The organism is Mannheimia granulomatis, from assembly GCF_011455695.1.
Taxonomy (GTDB): Bacteria; Pseudomonadota; Gammaproteobacteria; order Enterobacterales; family Pasteurellaceae; genus Mannheimia; species Mannheimia granulomatis_A.
In genome coordinates this window covers 736,950-756,903 of the sequence record NZ_CP015030.1, presented here as the reverse complement: position 1 = coordinate 756,903, position 19,954 = coordinate 736,950, and the positions used below count along the sequence as shown (strand labels likewise).

General features: G+C 39.1%; 15 protein-coding genes, 2 tRNA genes and 1 pseudogene. 12 read left to right on the top strand and 6 right to left on the bottom strand.

The features are described 5' to 3' along the window. Positions 1 to 29 precede the first annotated feature (29 nt). The 3 genes and pseudogenes from A4G16_RS03770 (at position 30) to A4G16_RS03760 (ending at position 3,052) form a co-directional block, all read left to right on the top strand. Positions 30 to 2,006: pseudogene (locus A4G16_RS03770) on the top strand (exoribonuclease II). 94 nt (positions 2,007 to 2,100) lie between these two features. Continuing rightward, positions 2,101 to 2,913, top strand: coding sequence for a bis(5'-nucleosyl)-tetraphosphatase (symmetrical) ApaH (apaH, locus tag A4G16_RS03765; protein ID WP_165888756.1), 813 nt, complete (start codon positions 2,101 to 2,103; stop codon positions 2,911 to 2,913). Between the two features lie 62 nt (positions 2,914 to 2,975). Further along, positions 2,976 to 3,052: transfer RNA gene (locus A4G16_RS03760), tRNA-Val, on the top strand. Between the two features lie 53 nt (positions 3,053 to 3,105). Here A4G16_RS03760 and A4G16_RS03755 read toward each other — a convergent pair. The 4 genes from A4G16_RS03755 to A4G16_RS03740 form a co-directional block, all read right to left on the bottom strand. Further along, entirely contained in the window at positions 3,106 to 3,708 is a 603-nt protein-coding gene (locus A4G16_RS03755; RefSeq protein ID WP_165888755.1) for a DedA family protein, read from the bottom strand. Position 3,709: 1 nt separating this feature from the next. After that, positions 3,710 to 4,732: an HTH-type transcriptional repressor PurR gene (purR, locus tag A4G16_RS03750; protein ID WP_165888754.1), complete on the bottom strand. Its 1,023-nt coding sequence runs from the start codon at positions 4,730 to 4,732 to the stop codon at positions 3,710 to 3,712. Positions 4,733 to 4,869: 137 nt separating this feature from the next. Then, positions 4,870 to 5,598, bottom strand: coding sequence for a carboxy-S-adenosyl-L-methionine synthase CmoA (cmoA, locus tag A4G16_RS03745; RefSeq protein WP_165888753.1), 729 nt, complete (start codon positions 5,596 to 5,598; stop codon positions 4,870 to 4,872). A 1-nt stretch (position 5,599) separates the two neighbouring features. After that, the gene (locus tag A4G16_RS03740) at positions 5,600 to 6,391 is read right to left on the bottom strand and encodes an alpha/beta fold hydrolase (protein ID WP_165888752.1); all 792 of its coding nucleotides are present in this window, start codon (positions 6,389 to 6,391) and stop codon (positions 5,600 to 5,602) included. Between the two features lie 121 nt (positions 6,392 to 6,512). On the opposite strand from A4G16_RS03740, the gene seqA reads away from it, so the two are divergent. The 9 genes from seqA to A4G16_RS03695 all read left to right on the top strand — a co-directional run bounded on the left by seqA (position 6,513) and on the right by A4G16_RS03695 (position 17,804). After that, positions 6,513 to 7,079 carry a replication initiation negative regulator SeqA gene (gene seqA, locus A4G16_RS03735; RefSeq protein WP_165888751.1) on the top strand — a complete coding sequence of 189 codons (567 nt, stop codon included), beginning with the start codon at positions 6,513 to 6,515 and terminating at the stop codon, positions 7,077 to 7,079. Between the two features lie 7 nt (positions 7,080 to 7,086). Beyond that, positions 7,087 to 8,505: an o-succinylbenzoate--CoA ligase gene (gene menE, locus A4G16_RS03730; protein WP_165888750.1), complete on the top strand. Its 1,419-nt coding sequence runs from the start codon at positions 7,087 to 7,089 to the stop codon at positions 8,503 to 8,505. Continuing rightward, complete coding sequence (mscK, locus tag A4G16_RS03725) at positions 8,498 to 11,872, top strand: mechanosensitive channel MscK (RefSeq protein WP_165888749.1); 3,375 nt, start codon at positions 8,498 to 8,500, stop codon at positions 11,870 to 11,872. Before menE ends, mscK begins: the two co-directional genes overlap by 8 nt. Before the next feature lie 2 nt (positions 11,873 to 11,874). Continuing rightward, complete coding sequence (aroC, locus tag A4G16_RS03720) at positions 11,875 to 12,957, top strand: chorismate synthase (protein WP_165888748.1); 1,083 nt, start codon at positions 11,875 to 11,877, stop codon at positions 12,955 to 12,957. 46 nt (positions 12,958 to 13,003) lie between these two features. Beyond that, positions 13,004 to 13,831, top strand: coding sequence for a penicillin-insensitive murein endopeptidase (mepA, locus tag A4G16_RS03715; RefSeq protein ID WP_165888747.1), 828 nt, complete (start codon positions 13,004 to 13,006; stop codon positions 13,829 to 13,831). Positions 13,832 to 13,904: 73 nt separating this feature from the next. Further along, positions 13,905 to 15,824 carry a DNA topoisomerase III gene (locus A4G16_RS03710; RefSeq protein ID WP_165888746.1) on the top strand — a complete coding sequence of 640 codons (1,920 nt, stop codon included), beginning with the start codon at positions 13,905 to 13,907 and terminating at the stop codon, positions 15,822 to 15,824. A gap of 106 nt (positions 15,825 to 15,930) precedes the next feature. Beyond that, complete coding sequence (gene secG, locus A4G16_RS03705) at positions 15,931 to 16,257, top strand: preprotein translocase subunit SecG (RefSeq protein WP_165888745.1); 327 nt, start codon at positions 15,931 to 15,933, stop codon at positions 16,255 to 16,257. A gap of 17 nt (positions 16,258 to 16,274) precedes the next feature. Further along, positions 16,275 to 16,360: transfer RNA gene (locus tag A4G16_RS03700), tRNA-Leu, on the top strand. 202 nt (positions 16,361 to 16,562) lie between these two features. Then, positions 16,563 to 17,804, top strand: a complete 1,242-nt coding sequence (locus tag A4G16_RS03695; protein ID WP_165888744.1) for a tyrosine-type recombinase/integrase — start codon at positions 16,563 to 16,565, stop codon at positions 17,802 to 17,804. Positions 17,805 to 17,961: 157 nt separating this feature from the next. On the opposite strand, the gene A4G16_RS03690 is transcribed toward A4G16_RS03695, so the two are convergent. After that, positions 17,962 to 19,692: a DNA primase family protein gene (locus tag A4G16_RS03690; protein WP_165888743.1), complete on the bottom strand. Its 1,731-nt coding sequence runs from the start codon at positions 19,690 to 19,692 to the stop codon at positions 17,962 to 17,964. After that, positions 19,685 to 19,948, bottom strand: coding sequence for a hypothetical protein (locus tag A4G16_RS03685; RefSeq protein ID WP_237052391.1), 264 nt, complete (start codon positions 19,946 to 19,948; stop codon positions 19,685 to 19,687). The genes A4G16_RS03690 and A4G16_RS03685 overlap by 8 nt, the downstream gene beginning before the upstream one ends. Between the last annotated feature and the right edge of the window lie 6 nt (positions 19,949 to 19,954).

Here is a 19,954-nt window from a genome sequence, read left to right as displayed (position 1 = left end):
GGTTTATTTATTTTTATCAGATTAGAATTATGTTCCAAGATAACCCCCTTTTAGCTCAATTAAAACAACAAATTGAAGCCAGTAAAGAATATGTAGAAGGCTCAGTTAAAAGCTCAGATAAGGCTTTTGGCTTTTTAGAATGTGAGAAAAAAAGCTATTTCATCCCCCCGTCAGAAATGAAGAAAGTCATGCATGGAGACACTGTTAAAGCTGTCGTTAAACGTGATGGTGATAAAGAACAAGTTGAGCTAGATTCTTTAATTGAACCAATGCTCGAACGTTTCATCGCCCAAGTACGTTTAAATAAAGAAGGTAAATTACAATTAAATGTTGATCATCCAAGCATTAAACAAGCTATTCCTGCAAATACTCACAAAAAAATCACTGAAAAATTAGAAAACGGAGACTGGGTAGTTGCACAGCTTAAAAGCCATCCGTTGCGAGATGAGCGCTTCTTCTTCGCTCAAGTCACTCAATTTATCTGCAAAGCTGAGGATAATTTTGCACCTTGGTGGGTAACGCTTGCCCGCCACGAACAACCTCGTGAACCTGTAGCAAATGAAAAAAGCTACGTACTACAAGATGAATTAATACGTGAAGATTTATCTCATCTTTATTTCACAACCATTGACAGCCCAAGCACACAAGATATGGACGATGCCTTATATATTGAGCCTATCTTAGATAACAACATCCAAACCGGCTGGCGTTTAGTGGTGGCTATTGCCGATCCAACCGCCTATATTCCGGAAAATTCCAATATCGAAAAAGCGGCTCGAGAACGTTGCTTTACCAACTATTTACCGGGCTTTAACATTCCGATGTTGCCACGAGAATTATCAGATGATCTCTGTTCTCTTGTACCAAATCAAAAACGTCCTGCATTAGTAGCTTTTATCGAAACTGATTTAGAAGGTAACTTAACAACCGAAACAACCTTTACTTCCGCTTGGGTGGAATCTAAAGATCGGCTGGCATACGATAATGTATCTGACTATCTTGAAGGTATAGAAAATGCATGGCAGCCTACTTCAGCTGAAACCAAACAGCAAATTGATTGGTTGCATCAATTTACTCAAACCCGTATTCAATGGCGAGCTAAAAATGCTTTGCAATTTAAAGAACAAAGCGATTACTCTTTTGAATTAAATGAAGACGGTTCAGTAAAAGATATCCATGTGGAACATCGCAGAATTGCAAATCAAATGATTGAAGAATAAATGATACTGGCGAATATCTGTTGTGCGAAATTCTTAAGCCAACATGCCCAAACAGGTGTATTCAATACCCACACAGGTTTTGATGCAAAAAATCTTGAATTAGTGAAAACCTTCTTACTAAACACTTTGGCAACCGACGAAAACTGCGAAGTGCTTGCTGAGCGTTACTCAGCCGAACGATTATCGACTCTGGAAGGCTATTGTGAAATGAAACGTGACACTCAAGATTTCCCCGAAAAATTCTTGGAATTACGTCTGCGCCGTTACTTAACCTTTGCGGAGTTCAAATCTGAAGTGGCGCCACACTTCGGGTTAGGTATCAGCCATTATGCGACTTGGACCTCACCAATCCGTAAATATGGCGATATGGTTAATCACCGCTTAATCAAGCAGGTTTTATTAGGCAAACAAATCAAGACAGTTGAAGCATCTGTTTTAACTCGCCTGCAAGAGGCCCGCCGCCAAAATCGTCTGGTTGAACGTGACATTGCCGATTGGCTCTATGCCCGTTACCTGTTCCCGATGGTTGAACAAGCGGTCGAATTTGAATGCGAAATTGCAGATGTTTCACGTGGTGGATTACGTGCAAAAGTCATCAAAAACGGGGCACAAATATTTGTACCGTTCTCGAGCTTACATGATAATAAAGAAGAAATAGAGTATCGCCAAGAAGAACTTGCCCTTTACATTAAAGGCGAAAAAGCTTATCAAATTGGGCAAGAAGTTAAGGTGAAACTGACTGAAGTACGCTTAGAAACACGTTCTATCGTGGGAAATATCGTATAAATTATAGGGGCGAATCATCATTCGCCCCATCATAATTTAGGAAATCTTTTGAAAGGACGAAAAATTTTTCGCCCCTAGGGAAATGGGACAACAGATGGCAACATATATCGTTGGCGACTTACACGGTTGCTTTAAAGAATTTCAGCTTTTATTGGAAAAAGTAAATTACAATCCAAAACAAGATGAACTCTATTTAACTGGCGACTTAGTCGCTCGTGGAGAAGATTCTCTTTCCTGCTTGCGTTTTGTCAAAGAACCGAAAAATAACGCCAAGACTGTGCTTGGTAACCACGACTTACATTTACTTTCTACTTTACTTGGGTTTAAAAAAGTCAAACCGAATGATAAAGTCGATAGTATTTTTCAAGCGGAAGATCGTGCTGATTTGCAAAATTGGCTGAGAAATCAACCGCTTGTCATCCAGCACCCAACTCATCAATTTTTACTCACTCACGCAGGCATAAGCCCAGAATGGGATTTAACAACCACTTTAGCCTGTGCTAAAGAAGCTGAGGAAGTCTTGAAAAACCCCAACTATGCAGATTATATTTTCCAAATGTATGATAATCAGCCGGAAGCTTGGTGTGAGGATTTAGAAGGAGTTGCACGCTGGCGTTATATCATCAACGTTTTCACCCGTATGCGTTTTTGTTACGCTGACAAGCGGTTAGATTTTTCTTGTAAATTACCAATTGAAGAAGCTCCAAAAGAGTTACTACCTTGGTTTGAATTAGCTAATCCGCTATTTGAAAAAACCGAAATTTTATTTGGGCATTGGGCTAGTTTGATGGGAAAATCAAGTCGTTCAAATATCTACGCCTTAGATACCGGCTGTGCTTGGGGCAGCTATTTAACAATGATCTGCTGGGAAGATAAACAATTATTCACTCAACCGCGTTTAAAATAACCAAATAGCTTCCACATCACCTTGCATACAAGGATTTTTTCTATTAGAATTCCTCCCATATCGCGACTATAGCTCAGTTGGTTAGAGCACCACCTTGACATGGTGGGGGTCACTGGTTCGAGTCCAGCTAGTCGCACCATTTTTCTGAAAAATAAAAGGCTATCAAATTTTGATAGCCTTTTGTCATTCTAGTTATGCTGACTTCACTTTCTTGCTTTTATACCATTTCCAACCTAGGAATAAGATAACAATACCTAAAATCGCAAAAATAATGTGTTGACCGTTTGTAACTTGTTCTTTCAGCCAATCAATATTAGAGGCACCATAATCACCTAAATAAACCCAAATGGGCACAGAAATAATCGCAGCAATAAAATCAACGAATAAAAATTTAGCAAAACTCACCTTTCTGGTAATGCCAGAAACCAGATAGACTACCGCACGCAATCCCGGTAGGAAACGCGCCATGAAAAGTAATTTCCAGCCTTGTTTTTCGAAACGTTCTTGTACCGTTGCAAAACGCTCAGGCGTTGCGACCCGTCTAATTAATGGAAACTTAAGAATTTTTTCACCATAAATTCTACCCAACCAGTACATTGTACTATCACCTATCAATACACCAAGCATACTCACTACAAGCATCCAATGTACATTGGTATAACCTAGTCCCGAAATAACGCCGCCGGACACTAACGTAATATCTTCAGGAATGGGAAGCCCAAATCCACAGGCAAGTAGAACAAGAAATACAGCCCAATAGCCGTAACTACTAAAAAATTCAATTAACGTTTCCATATTACTCCTTAATTATTGTTAAATCTCTAACTGAGCTGCGTTTTACTAATTCCGGAAAGAACTCTAAGACTTTTGGTTCTTTGGCTTTCTCATTATCTTCTATTCTTGCCAAGAGTAATTCCAAAGCAGCTGATCCCAAGCGGGATTTTGATTGATGTACCGTGGTTAGTGGTGGTGCGTAAAAGCGTGAACTATGGATATTATCATATCCGATCACAGAAATATCCTGTGGTACACTTAATCCGCTTTCGGTAATTGCAGAAATTGCCCCTAATGCCATCACATCATTAAAACAGAATACTGCCGTTGGTAAGGTTTGACCACTTTTCAGCAAATTATTCATGCACTCATAACCGCCTTCCGGTTCAAAATCGCCTTCTAAAACCCATTCATCACGAAGAGCTAACCCGGCATCCGATAGCGCTTTTTTAAATCCGTCAAAACGAGTTCGAGCAATTTCTTTATTTAAATTTCCGGTAATTACCGCAATCTCTTTATGCCCATTTTCAATCAAATGTTGTGTTGCTAAATAGCCGCCATCAAAGCCGTGATCTAAAATTAAATCACTACGCTCATCACTCATTCCCCAATCCATAATAACCATCGGAATATTGGTATTTTCGAAAATGTCGAACGAATTATTGGTGTATTCAGAACACATAACCAAGATACCATCTACCCGTTTTTTAATAAGCATATCCAAATGATTTTGGATTTTCTCAGGATCATTTTGAGTATTACATAAAAATAGGGAGTAACCTTTTCGGTAGCAATACTCCTCTACTGCTAGAACAATCTCAGCAAAAAAAGGCGATTCGCTGGTTGTAATGATCATACCAATCGACTTGGTGGTATTAATTTTTAAACTGCGCGCTACTGCACTTGGGGAATAATTAAGTTCTTTAATTGCATTCCATACCGCTTTAGTTGTCTCTTCTGCTACAAAGCGGGTTTTATTAATAACATGTGAAACGGTAGTAGTTGATACGCCTGCCTGTTTCGCAACATCTTTTATCGTTGCCATAACTGTTTCCTTGAAAATAAATTCTTCGGATTATAACCGATTCTATCTTAGTTTTCTGCCAAAGCAAAAAACCATTAACTAAAAGCGGTTATTTACACCAAATTTTTTGCAAAAATGTTATGAAATATAACCGCTTGTTAAGCTTTGATTGCAATCATTGAGCCGAAGTTAAAACATTGAAACCATAACTCCACTTGCTCAAATCCAGCTTCTTTCAAACGAGCTTTATGAGTTTCAATACTATCTGTTAACATTACGTTTTCTAACGCATTACGTTTTTGACTGACTTCTAATTCACTATACCCATTTGCCCTTTTAAAGGTATGGTGTAAATCAATTAATAATTCATTCATGATCTCACTGTCAAAGGTAAACTTTTCAGATAATACCAACACACCATTTGAGTTCAGCCCATGATAAATTTTTTTCAATAATTTAAGCCTATCTACTCGTGGCAGAAATTGTAAGGTGAAATTCAGCACAACCATAGAAGCATTTTTGATCTCAATTTCGCGAATATCATCCAATAAAATCTCAACAGGGATATCTGAGTGATAGGCATTTAAATGAGCTTTACAACGCTCAACCATTGGTTGTGAATTATCCACACCGATAATTTGGACATCTTTCGCTTTTAGATTACGCCGAATAGATAAAATTCCAGCACCTCTAGAACAACCTAAATCATAGACATTTGAGGAATCAGTTACAAAACGCTCGGCCAACATTCCGATTGCGGTGATGATATTCGAATACCCCGGTACAGAGCGTTGAATCATATCGGGGAAAACTTCAGCAACCGACTCATCAAAGGTAAAATCCCCTAATTTTTCAATAGGTGCTGAAAATAACGTATCTTTTTGCATTTTATTCTCTCGATTTTTCTAAAAATTTGGTGATAGCACGAACTACGGCATCTGGTTTCTCTGCATGAACCCAGTGATCTGCATTCGCAACAATAAAAGATTTTGCTTGCGGGAATTGGCTTAAAATAGTATTCGTATATTCTTGCTGAATATAATCTGATAATGCTCCTTTAATAAAAAGGGTTGGTTTATCTACTCTTACCTCATGCCAATCCATTAAGTGCTGATAATTTTGGCTAAGTGCTGTTAAATTAAAACGGAATGACTCCTCGCTTGCATTATCAAAAGATTTAAGCATAAATTGTTGGATCCCCTCGTCAGGAATATATTCTACCATAATCGCTTTGGCTTGCTGTCGAGTTTCCGGCTTGGCATTTCGCACTGCTGTTAAGCCTGCAATAATTTGTTGATGACGATTTTGCGTATAAGTTACCGGTGCAATATCAATAATCACCAATTTATCCACTAATTCAGGGGCTATATCAGCTAATGCCATTGCACTTTTGCCGCCCATTGAATGGCCTACAATTACCGTATTTTGAATCTTTAATTGATTGAATAAGCATTTTAGATCTTCGGCAATTATGTGGTAATCCATTTCGTCTGCGTGAAAAGATCGCCCATGGTTTCGCAGATCCACACGTAAAACAGCGTACTCTTCAGCAAAGGCTTTTGCGATAATCCCAAGATTATTCAAATCTCCAAACAAACCGTGTAAAAACACCATGGTCTGCGCATTCGGATTGTTTTCTACAGGCTGATAACTAAAGTGTAAAAGAGGGTGTTTTGTCATATAAATTTTTGCTTTTTAAAATAAAAATTTTCAGCAAAGATCCTCTATAAAATCACAGCGATAATGCGTATAATAGGACATATAATTACCTGTTTTTATGATCAGATGAATGAGGATCCCGATGAAAAGAATCGAAATTGATGATGAATTATATCAGTATATTGCAAGTCGTACACAATCTATTGGTGAAACTGCGTCAGATATCTTACGTCGTTTACTACGCTTGCCAGAATCACCTCAACCGTTTGTTTTAGTACAAGAACATATGATTAACGAGCTTAAAGAGCTGGTAAAAAGCCCCTCTCGTGCCACAAAAAAAGATGAATCTAATATTGAGAAAACCGTTTCTAAACTAGAACATATCCTAGAATCTGAGCATTTTATCAATGAAAATAAAAATGTTGTGCGCTTTATTATGCTATTAGCTGCATTATATCGCTCAAATCCGGAAACTTTCGCCAAAGCAACTGAAAATGTGCGTGGTAACGAGCGAATTTATTTCTCACAAAGTGAAGAAGAGATTTTATCTACCGGCAGCAGCGTAAAAGCAAAACAGATCCCAGATTCCCCTTTTTGGGTCATCACCAATAATAATACTGCACGTAAGGGCCTAATTCTTAAAGCGGTTATGGAGTCCATGAAAGTGCCAAGCCACTTAATTGAACGTATCCAATCACTTTTTATATAAATTATCAATGGTCGCTGATTGTTCTTTTTTTCCGACTTCCTTTTGGGCTACTCATACAGCTCAGAAGATCGCTATTATCTGGGAAAAAGATCAATCAGGCTATTTTTCATGCCTCCCATCTCAATTAAGTTGGGCTAAATTACATCAATTACTTCAACAAGTTTCAGTATTTTTTCAACAAAAAGGGATAACCCCCCAAAGTTTGGTCGCCTATAGCGGAACTCATCGCTTATGTGGTCTTTTAACCTACTGTGCAACATTGGCAATGGGAGCAAAGATTTTAATGTTAAATCCAGCTCTATCCGATTTCCAACGGCAAACTATCTTAGAAGATAATGGGGTTGACATACTCATTTGTGAGAATGATTTTGTAAATTTTTCTGCAAAAATGACCGCTTGTTATCCTTTCCCTAAACTTCACATTCAGCAAGCAGCCACCTTGACATTAACTTCGGGTTCTATAGGTAAACCTAAGGCGGTCGTTCACTCTATTTCCGCTCATTTAGCCAGTGCTGAAGGTGTCTGTAAATTAATGGGGTTTGAAAAACAACATAGCTGGCATCTCAGCTTGCCACTCTTTCACGTATCAGGACAGGGGATTATCTGGCGTTGGTTACTAAAAGGTGCCACCCTTTATCTGACTGAAAATAAAGCCAACTTTTTTAAGATACTTGAAAAAGTCACTCATAGTTCGCTCGTACCGACTCAATTACAGCGTTACCTTAACCAACTAACAAAACCGACTTCTCTACAATGTTTACTTGGCGGAACGCATATTCCGGCAGAATTGTTGGAAAAAGCACAACAGTATGGTATTACCACCTTTGCCAGCTATGGTATGACGGAAATGGCCTCTACCATTTGTGCAGTGAAAAATGAATCGGATAATGTAGGTTTTCCACTGAAATATCGAGAAGTAAAATTAGAAAATAATGAAATTTGGGTAAAAGGCGAAAGCTTAGCATTAGGTTATTGGCAAAAAAATCACACAATTCGACCGCTTGTTAATGCGCAAGGCTGGTTTCAAACCAAAGATAAAGGGGTATGCAACGCACAGAAACAGCTTGTAATAAAGGGGCGATTAGATAATATGTTTATCTCCGGAGGAGAGAATATCCAACCGGAAGAAATTGAACTGGTGATTTTTCACTCTCAACTAGTAGAACAAGTTTTTATTTTACCTATCCCGGATAAAGAATTTGGTCAGCGTCCTGTTGCTGTATTGCAATTTAAAAATCCGGATTTTTCACAGGAACTTAACAAATTGAAAATTTGGCTGTCTGATAAATTGGAAAAATTCAAACATCCGATTGCCTACTATCTGCTAGATATTGAAAAATATCAAAAACAAGGCACAATCAAAATCTCCAGAACGGAGTTACAAAAAGATTTAAACAATAAAATAATAAAGGAAATCCATGTTTAAACACATTTTAAAAACACTTTTCATCAGTTTAGGGCTAATGTTGCATGTCAATAATAGCTATGCTCTATCTGAAATTCCTACGGAAAAAGTAATAAAACAGCAGCTAGATAGCGCGAAAAAACTAGACCAAACCGATGCAAATAATAAAGCATTGGTACAAACCCTTGAAGAAACGCTATCACTTTTATCTCAAATAGAAAAACAAAAAGCAGAAAATGAGGCGCTAAAACAATCTATTCAGGAATCTCAAAAGTCACTGAAAAACAGCCGTGCTAATCTTGAAAAATTAAAAGTTGAGGTAATTCCTGCCATTGAAACCTTAGACCAAAAATCAACGACTGATTTGCAAAAAGAGTTGACTGCTACTCAATCTAAATTAGAGGTGGTACAACACGACTTAAGCGTTATTAATAATAACTTGGTTATTCAAAATACTGCACCGGATAAAGCACAATCGACTTTAACTGAAAGTGTTAAACGTAAACAGGTAATCAATACTCTACTCGCTTCCAGCTCAATAAGTAGCGAGGAGAGAAACAAATTGGAAACCGAGCTAGAATTAATTGAGCTAAAAAGTAGCTATAGCCAAATTTTGTTAAATGGTAACGAAAATTTATCTGCTCTCTATTCAGCCCAATTAGATGAAAAAAGGCAAGCTCAGCAAAATCTACAAGCTGAAATTACCAACTTACAGAGTGCTATTGATAACAAAATTGTTGAAGAATCCAAAAATAAAGTTGAACAAGCTCAAGCGGTTCAAGATCAACAAAATAATGCGACTGCAAACCCAATTCTTTTGCGTGAGCTAGACACCAACACACGTGTCAGCCAAGAGCTACTCAAACAAACAAAAGATATGAGTCAATTGTCGCAAGATAATTTACGTATTAAAAGTATTCTAGATAATTTACAACAAACTCAACGTAATATTGAAGAACAAATCAGCTCGCTTCAAGGTACACTTGTGCTTTCTCGTATCATCAATAAACAAAAACAAGCCCTACCTCAAGATGAGCTGATTTCCGGCTTATCTAAACAAATTGCTGATTTACGTGTACGAGTTTTCGATATTACAGAGTTTAAGGACTCTTTTGCTGACCCGGCCGCTTATATTGCCACCTTGGAAAAAGATGAGAAGATAACTTTCACTGCTAAAGAAAAAGAGCAACTGACAAAAGTCTTACAAGAGCGTTCCGACACTTTGTCAGAAATGATCAAGTCATTAAATAACCAGCTTAATTTATTAATTAATATTGAATTAAACCAGCAACAAGTTAAAACCATCAGTGATACTTTGCAGCAAAAACTACAGCAACAAAGTTTCTGGGTGAGAAGCAACAGCCCGATGGATTTGGAATGGTTTAGCAAATTTGTAGATATCGCAGGCTATCAATTTAATGATATTAGCAAAAAACTTAATTTCTCAAATTGGCGGGATAATCTGTTACCTGCCGGTGTGCTAGTTACTTTCTTATTGTGTTTGGCAGCCTTTATTCAACGCCAGAAAAATAATATTAAACGAAAGTTAACCCAAATTAATAGCCAACTTAAAACCGTTGCAACCGATAGTCAATGGAATACACCCATTGCGATTTTTTGGACTTTGGTACTTTGCCTACCGAGTACTTTAATGTTCTTGGCTTGCTTTATTGCTATAACCTATATTTCATTCCAAAACCCAGTGGAAATTTGGCCTTGGGGATTAAAAATGGCGGTTTACTGGCTTTATTTTGCTTTTATGGTCGCTATGTTACGCCCTAATGGTATCGGCTATGTTCATTTTAATATGCCACAAAAAAGTAATGAAATATTCCATAACATCTTAAAACGTTCTGTATGGTTGATTGCCCTACTGTTAAACACCTCAATCTTCACTAACTTAGAGATGGGGGTAGCTTATGATGTGATCGGGCAAATCATGACGATTTTTACCCTTATTTTAATGATTTGGATGATTGTTCCTGCCTTTAGGCAAGCAATCTCAACCTATGAAAATGTAACAACAGGGGAAACCAAAAGTTCGCCGAATCTTCTGCTAACCACAGTTAAAGTAGTCTTGCTAATTGCACCAATCATTCTGATTATTTTAATTGTACTGGGATATTACTATACTGCTTTAGTGATTATAGAGCATTTAGTTGACTCCTATTTTGCAATTATTACTTGGATTATTTTCCGTAATATTTTATACCGCGTATTTTCCATTTCGTCACGCCGATTAGCTTATCGCCGTTTACAGGAAAAACGTGAGGCAGCCAAAGCAAGAGCCGAACAAAACAATGAAAACTCTAGCGAAATAGAGATTCCGTTTGAATTAAGAGATGACTCCATTGCAGTGAGTGATGTCAAAAACCAAATGATAAAATTAATTGATTTCGTACTTTGGGTCGGACTCTTCTTGCTTCTCTACTGGGTATGGTCAGATTTAGTGACGGTTGCTCTTTACTTAGATGGTATTACCTTATGGCAACAAAGTGTAATTACCCAATCTGGCACAATAATGGAGTCCATCACTTTACTTAACTTACTGACAGCAATTATTATTATTGTAGTTTCTGTAGTATTAGTAAGAACGCTAGGCGGGGTTTTAGAAACACTTATCTTCTCGCATATTAAGTTATCTCAAGGTACACCTTATACTATTACAACCTTATTAACCTATGTCATCATTGCATTAGGGGCGATATTTGCCTTTGCAACATTAGGGATGTCTTGGACTAAACTTCAATGGCTATTTACTGCTCTATCCGTTGGTTTAGGTTTTGGTATGCAAGAGATCTTTGCTAACTTTGTATCCGGCATTATTATCTTGTTTGAACGCCCTGTGCGAATTGGTGATACAATCACAATCGGTACTTTTAGCGGTAAAGTCTCTAAAATCCGTATTCGTGCGACAACCTTAGTGGATTTTGACGGTAAAGAAGTGATTGTACCGAACAAAGCTTTCGTAACCGAACGCTTGGTTAACTGGGCCTTAAGCAGTACTGCAACCCGAGTGATTGTGAAAGTCGGTGTCGGTTATGGTTCCGATTTAGAACTCGTAAAACGCTTACTCTTAAAAGTCGCCGAAGACAATCCAAAAGTATTAAAAGATCCGGCACCGCGAGCTTTCTTCTTAAACTTTGGAGCAAGTACACTAGATCACGAACTGAGAGTTTATGTAAATGAACTGGCAGATAGAACCTCAACTGTCGATGCATTAAACAGCGAAATTCATCGTGTCTTTAATGAACACGACATCGAGATCGCATTCAACCAGCTCGATATTTTTATTAAAAATAACGACACACAAGATGAACTAAAAATTGATTCAAAACGTTTTGAATTTAACACAACAGACAACACAAAGCATAAAGAAAAGGAATAAAAATGGCAGGCAACAGCATTGGACAACTCTTTAAAGTAACAACTTTTGGCGAATCACACGGTATTGCATTAGGTTGTATCGTTGATGGTGTTCCCCCTAATATGGAACTAAGCGAAGCGGATTTACAACCTGATTTAGACCGTCGCAAGCCCGGCACATCGCGCTATACCACACCGCGCCGTGAAGATGATGAGGTACAAATTCTCTCTGGCGTATTTGAAGGAAAAACTACCGGTACCAGTATCGGTTTAATTATCAAAAATGGCGACCAACGCTCGCAAGATTACGGTGATATTGCGGAAAAATTCCGCCCGGGACACGCTGATTATACCTATCAACAAAAATACGGTATTCGTGATTATCGAGGTGGTGGTCGCTCATCTGCTCGTGAAACTGCCATGCGTGTTGCCGCCGGTGCAATCGCTAAAAAATATTTACGTGAACAGTTTGGTATTGAAGTACGTGGCTATTTATCGCAAATCGGTAATGTCAAAATTGACCCTAAAACAGTTGAAAATATAGAAAAAATTGATTGGAATGCGGTTAACGGTAATCCGTTTTTCTGCCCTGATCCTGTTGCTGTTGAAGGTTTTGATGAATTAATTCGCCAACTGAAAAAAGAGGGTGACTCAGTTGGTGCCAAATTAACGGTAATTGCCGAAAGAGTACCGGTGGGATTAGGCGAGCCTGTATTCGATCGTTTAGATGCCGATTTAGCTCACGCATTAATGTCTATCAATGCGGTGAAAGCGGTCGAAATCGGTGATGGTTTTGCAGTTGTTGAGCAACGTGGCAGTGAGCATCGTGATGAAATGACACCGGAAGGTTTTCTATCAAACCACGCAGGCGGTATATTAGGCGGTATTAGTTCGGGGCAACCGATTATTGCCAATATTGCCCTAAAACCGACTTCAAGTATCACCATTCCGGGCAAAAGTGTAAATAAAAACAATGAGGCAGTTGAAGTGATTACCCGTGGCAGACACGATCCTTGCGTGGGCATTCGTGCTGTGCCGATTGCAAAAGCCATGATGGCAATCGTATTGTTAGATCATTTATTACGCTTTAAGGCACAATGCCGTTAAAATTTAATTTGTAATGGCAGGTTAAAACCCGCCTCTACAGGAATCTATGAAATTAGTTAAAACTCTCTTTATTTCAAGCATCGCTATGGTCGCAACCGCAGCCCATGCCACACAATGGGAAAAAATAAAAGCCCCTGTGCAAGGTAATGCACAATCTATTGGTGGATACAGCAACGGTTGCATTATCGGTGCACAGCCCCTTGCCTTAAAAGGCGAGGGTTATCAAGTGATCCGCTCACTTAAAAATCGTTATTACGGGCATCCCCAACTATTAGATTACTTAACGAAATTAGCCAAAAAAACCAAAGCTGCCGGCGTGCCAACTATTCTAATTGGTGATATGGGAATGCCCGCTGGCGGACGCTTTGCATCTGGTCATGCCTCTCACCAAACCGGCTTAGATGCAGATATCTGGCTAAAATTCGGACCAATGGACGATAAAACCGCTCAAAACCCAGCAGGGCTTGCGACCATTATGGTGAATCGTACTACCGAACGAGTGGATGACAATTTATGGAATCAACACCACACTAATTTGATTAAACTTGCAGCTACAGACAGCCGTGTAGATCGTATTTTTGTCAACCCGGCTATCAAAGTCAAACTTTGTCAAACAGCCGGTAATGATCGCGAATGGTTACGTAAAATCCGCCCTTGGTATGGACATGACTCCCACTTTCATATTCGTTTAAGCTGTCCGGCTGATGCCCCAAGCTGCGAAAACCAATCACCTGTGCCGGCTGGCGACGGTTGTGGCGAGGAGCTTTATTCTTGGTTTGAGCCGAAAACCGACACTGGCACACCGAGATCAAAAGTGCTGCCAACGCCACCGGTTCAATGCCAGATGATTTTATCTGAAAACGGTTTAAACTAATTTGTAAATTTTTTCTCTTTTTTAACCGCTTGCTCTGTTAAACCAAGCGGTTAATTTTGTTTATGGTGCATTTATGCGTTTATTTGTAGCAGAAAAACCCAGCCTCGCTCGTGCAATTGCCGATGTCTTACCGAAGCCTCACAACCGAGGTGACGGTTTTATTCAGTGCGGTGAAAATGATATGGTGACTTGGTGTATCGGTCATTTATTAGAACAAGCTGAGCCTGATGTTTACGATGAACGCTTTAAAATGTGGCGGATGGAACACCTACCTATAATTCCGGAACAATGGAAATTAGTACCGAAAAAAGAAACCCTAAAACAGTTTAAGGTAGTGGAAAAACTCATCAAAAAAGCGGATGTTTTAGTCAATGCCGGCGACCCGGATCGAGAAGGGCAATTATTAGTGGATGAAGTCTTCGGCTACCTAAATTTACCCCCTGAACGCCGTAATCAAATTCAACGTTGCCTGGTAAGCGATCTCAACCCAAGTGCGGTGAGCAGAGCCATTGAAAAATTGCAAAAAAATACCGATTTTATACCGCTTGCGACCTCAGCTCTTGCCCGCGCTAGAGCCGACTGGCTTTACGGCATCAATATGACTCGAGCCTATACACTGCAAGGGCGTTGGGCTGGATATAAAGGGGTATTATCAGTAGGCAGGGTGCAAACTCCTGTGCTTGGGCTGATTGTTCGCCGAGATTTGGAAATTGAAAATTTTGTACCCAAAGATTATTTCGAAGTATTCGCCCATATTGTAGTACCGGAAACCCAAGAGAAATTTAAAGCACAATGGCAGCCAAGCAAGGCTTGTGAAGATTATCAAGATGAAGACGGTCGAGTGCTTTCCCGCCCGTTGGCAGAAAATGTGGTCAAACGCATCACCAATCAGCCGGCAAGTGTCACCGAATACCAAGATAAAATCGAAAAAGAAACCGCACCGCTTCCCTATTCTCTCTCTGTTTTACAAATGGAAGCGGCGGGTAAATATGGGCTATCGGCTCAAACCGTATTAGATATTTGTCAGAAATTATATGAAACCCATAAGCTGATTACCTACCCTCGCTCCGATAACCGCTATTTGCCGAATGAGCATTTTAACGATCGCTTTAAAGTGATGGCTGCAATCGCCCATCATCTACCGGAATATCAAGAAAAACCAGAGGCAGTTGATCCAAATCAACGCAATCGTTGTTGGAACGATAAAGAGGTTGAGGCACATCATGCGATTATTCCAACCTCTCGACAAGGTACGGTGCATTTAACTGAAAACGAAAAGCGAATTTACCAACTGATAGCCCGTCAATATTTATTGCAATTTTGCCCCGATGCCGAGTATCGCAAAAGCAAAATCGGGCTTGAAATTGCAGGCGGGAATTTTATCGCTCAAGCCCGCAATTTAGTAGTTGCAGGCTGGAAGTCACTTTTAGGCAAAGAAGATAATTTTGATATATCAGAACCGCCACTTCCGATTGTGAAAAAAGGGCAACAACTGCATTGTGAAAATGGCGAAATTATCAGTAAAAAAACACAACCGCCCCGTTATTTTACCGACCGTAGCCTGCTTTCAGCCATGACAGGTATTGCCCGCTTTGTGCAAGATAAAGAACTGAAAAAAATCTTGCGAGAAACCGACGGATTAGGCACCGAAGCCACTCGAGCAGGGATTATCGAATTACTGTTTAAACGTGGTTTTCTCATTCGCAAAGGTAAAAATATCCACAGCACTGAAGCAGGTAGAACGCTGATTCATGCCTTACCTGATTCCGCGACTCAACCTGATATGACGGCTCATTGGGAAATGCAGCTGAATCAAATTAGTAAAAAAGAAACAAGCTATCAACAATTTATGTTTGAGCTAAGCAATCAACTACCTAACTTATTGCAAAGTCCTAATCGGCAAATTTTGCAAAATTTAGCTAAAATTTCACCGCTTGCAGCGAAGCCAAAAGCTCGTTATGCAAAAAAGACAACACAATCTGCTGAAAATTAAGCCAAGCGTTTAAAAATCAGCGTTTTCCTCTTGTCAAAAAGGGATAAATTCTATATTATTCACGCCATTGCAAATTTAGCATAAAGAATACATAGAGAATAAATTAATGTTAATTAATGTCTTAACAATTGCTTATCTTGTTGTTGCCATCTTACTGATTGCATTCGTATTAATGCAGCAAGGTAAAGGCGCTGACGCAGGTGCATCATTTGGTGCTGGTGCTTCAGCTACTGTGTTTGGTTCAGCAGGTTCGGCAAATTTTTTATCAAGAATAACAGCACTATTAGCAACAATCTTCTTTGCAATTAGCTTAGTAATCGGTAACTTAAGTTCACATTCAAAAGCACCAACAAGCCAATTTGAAGATTTAAGCCAAGTTGAACAAAAACAGGTTGAGCCTGTTAAAACAGAAAACAGCGATATCCCTCAATAATCGCTAAAACAAATAAAGCTCTGGTGGTGGAATTGGTAGACACGCCATCTTGAGGGGGTGGTGGACGTAGTCCGTGCGAGTTCAAGTCTCGCCCAGAGCACCATTTAACTAATTTTAGCTCAACGGAGCTAAACAATAAAAACCTTAGAAAGCCTGTAAAATCAACGTTTACAGGCTTTTTTGCTATCTTATCTCAACACATCTAAACGTTTCCTATCACAAATTTTAGTTACACGTTTAGTTACACGTTTTAAATCGTGTTACTATACTCTTAATCATTGTGTAACATCTTGTAGGTTTAATTTATGGCTAGAACAACCAAGGCATTAAACAAAACTCAAATAGAAAACGCCAAGCCAAAAGATAAAGAATACATTTTATCCGATGGCGATGGATTAAATCTTAGAGTTAAACCACTTCCTAAAGGCTCTAAAATTTGGATTTTTAATTACACCAATCCAATAACCAAAGGTAGAACAAATTTAACTATTGGTCGTTATCCTTCCGTTACACTTGCTGAAGCTCGTGCTATCCGTGATGAATACCGAGCTTTATTAGCAAAAGGAATAGACCCTAAAAAAGAGCAAGAGAGAATCCAACAAGAAGCAGAAAATAGAGTAAATGACACTTTCCGGAATGTTGCCGAAAGCTATTTCAATGGCATTTATAAAGAGAAAGCGAAAAATCCGCTTACTCGTGAAAAGAATTGGATAAGGCTAGAAAATCATATTTTCCCTTATATTGGCGATCAGCACGTTGAAGAAATCAAAGTCAAAGGCTTAGTTGATATTTATTCTAAAGTGGCCGACAAAAGCAACACATTAAAAAAACTGCATCAGCTTGTATCTGCTGTAATGGATCACGCCATTACACAAGGCATTATAGAAAGCCATAATTGCCGGTTAGCAGTTAAAAACTTTTACATCAAGCCATCTACTCCAAATCCAACGATTAGGCCCCAAGAACTGCCGCAATTATTCACCGATTTACATAATGCGAAGTTATCAAAAAAAACTTACGCCCTTGTCTGTTGGTCGTTTTTGACTGCTCTACGCCCGAATGAGGCCGTTAATGCGGAATGGAAAGAGATAGACTTTGAGAAAAAACTATGGAATATCCCTAAAGAGAAAATGAAAGGGAAAGAGGATAAAAAACGCCCTCACACCGTACCGTTATCTTCCCAAGCGTTAAAAATATTAGAGATGATGAAAATGTACTCTAATTCCAGCCCTTTTGTTTTTCCCGGTCGTTCATCAAATAGTAAACCAATGAGCAACGCAACCGTAAATTCAACATTAAAAAGAAACGGATACAAAGGTAGGCTTACTGCTCACGGTATTAGGGCGTTTGTTAAAACATTCTTAGCTTCTCGCAAAGTAGAAAGGAATGTATCAGAATCAATATTATCCCATTTATTAGAAGGTGGCGATGATTTGGAAAATACATACAACCGATATGATTTTTTAGAAGAGCGTGTGCCAGTAATGCAGCTTTTAGGCGATTACTGCGAACAGTGCGGAATGAATTTGACCTTGAATTTTAATTAAAGGGTTCGGGAAAAGTTTTTTTATGTTTTACCTGTCACTCCGTCACCATCACCATTTTTATCTTTAAAATCAAATAGTTAAATAATGACACTACCTGTCACTATCCGTCATCAAATAGTGTCACGTCATAAAAAAAGCGGGATTTCTCCCGCTTTTGTTACTGTATAATTTCACGCCTGAACACATCAAAGTCTTTAAAGTGAACGTTTGTTCTGCGTCCATTATTTCTTCGCTGTTTCGTAAATGGGTAAGGGTTGCCGTGTTGCTTGAGTGCCTGTTCAATGCTTTTACTGAACGACATTACGTTCAACGTTGCCAGCCCTAACGCTCTTACATATTCTAAATAAGCGTGGTAGAGGTATTTTTGTGGCTCTCCTAGCCCTTTTGGTGTGTTTCCAATAAAAAGCCCATTTAATTCTTCTGAAGTATAGAAATACTCAAAGAAAGCCGTTATTGGATCAGATTCCATCTTAATTTCTAAAGCCTCTTTACTCCCCTTTTGTTCTTCTAGGGCTTTTTTAGCTTCCTCAACATCAAGAAAAGTATCAAGCACTTTTCTGATAATACCGCCAATTTCAAGCGTAATTTTATCCATAAAATACGGATCACGCTCATTATCTGGCATTACTTTATCGAAGCAATAGTTTACTATTCGTCTTTCTATTCCGCCGTTGCGTTCCGTCCACTTACAAGGCTCATTATTGACAATCATCACTAAGGCTTTTATTTTTGTGCTGAAGGGTTGCTGGTAGTTATACCTCACCCTTACCATATCACCGCCAGTTATCGCTTTTAATCCGCCACCATCGCCAGCGTATTTCGTCTGCTCGGAGCAGATAATCAGCTTTTTATCTTCAAAACCTGCTAAACCTCTTTCATCATCAAAATTTTCTAACCTTGCGGAAGCCGTGTTCTTTTCTCCAGCTAATAGCGTAGCAATACCCGAAAATATAGACTTTCCGCTACCGCCTTTCCCTGTTACTTGGAAGAATACTTGCCAGTTGTAGCGGTTTGTTAAAATCGCATAAAGTGCGGCTAGAATGTTTTTTGCCTTGCTTTTATTACTATCTGATACAAAATTCAACCATTGATCAAAATGGGGCGTTTCGGCTGTGTTCTCGTCATAGCTATATGGAATATAAGCAGTTAGCCAGTTTTGGCGGTTATGTGGCTCAAATAATAGTGTGCTACGATTTAATACACCATTATTAAATGCAACTAAATCGCCTAAAGGCTCGCCCATTAATGGTAGTTGGATCTCCATTGTCTCAAGTAGCGATGTAACCGATTTTTTACTATACCCTATGCCGTTTTCTTCTAAAAAGGTAACGACATTTCGGTTTATCTGTTCTCTCTCCACTTTTTCCCATATTTTGCCGTTATATGCGTGTATTTCTCGGTTGCTGCATTGAAAGGCAAGATCTAAGCCTAGCCACTTTTGAAAAGCTCTCGCCTTGTCATTGGTGCTATCGCTTTCTTTGATCTTCGGCTTATCCGCCACACTTCTTCCATTCTCAGTACGCAATCTGGCAATATATCCACTCGCATTTTCTTCAAGCTGTAGGGCTTCGTCATAAAAAACCACGGTTTCAGCCGTTGAGTGTTGGGCCAGGTTTTGGCAGATAGCGGATTTCTCCGCCTCTGTCAGCTCTCCCGCTCGATAAATTGCGATATATCCCACCTCTACCGCCAGCTTCAAGCAGTCGATTTCTTGAAGTTGTTTACCACCTAAAATGATAGGCTGATAATTTGGCTCAGCTTTCGTCCACTCTAGCACAGTTTTCTGTTTGGTTTTATCCCACGCATTTGAGCCAGCGATGATATAAGCCTCGTATGGCTTGCCTTTAGGTTGCTGACCAACATTGGGGGCGTTTTTGAGTTTAGCCATTATTTCCCCCTTTTTCTGTCTGTTGGGGGTGTACGGCATTGCCTGATACCAGGTTAAAATCTAAATCTTCCATATCACATAAAGCAGAATGTAAAATGCTATAAACGCCTTCTAAGGCTACAGATACATCTAGTCCATCCATTTCTTGAAGGCGTGATTTTGACATTGCTTGAAGAATAGTTGCTGCTTGCCAGCATTTAGAAATGCCTTTATTGAATTGTGCTTGTTGTCTGTTTTGATTACTAGAATTTCGCATAGCTCA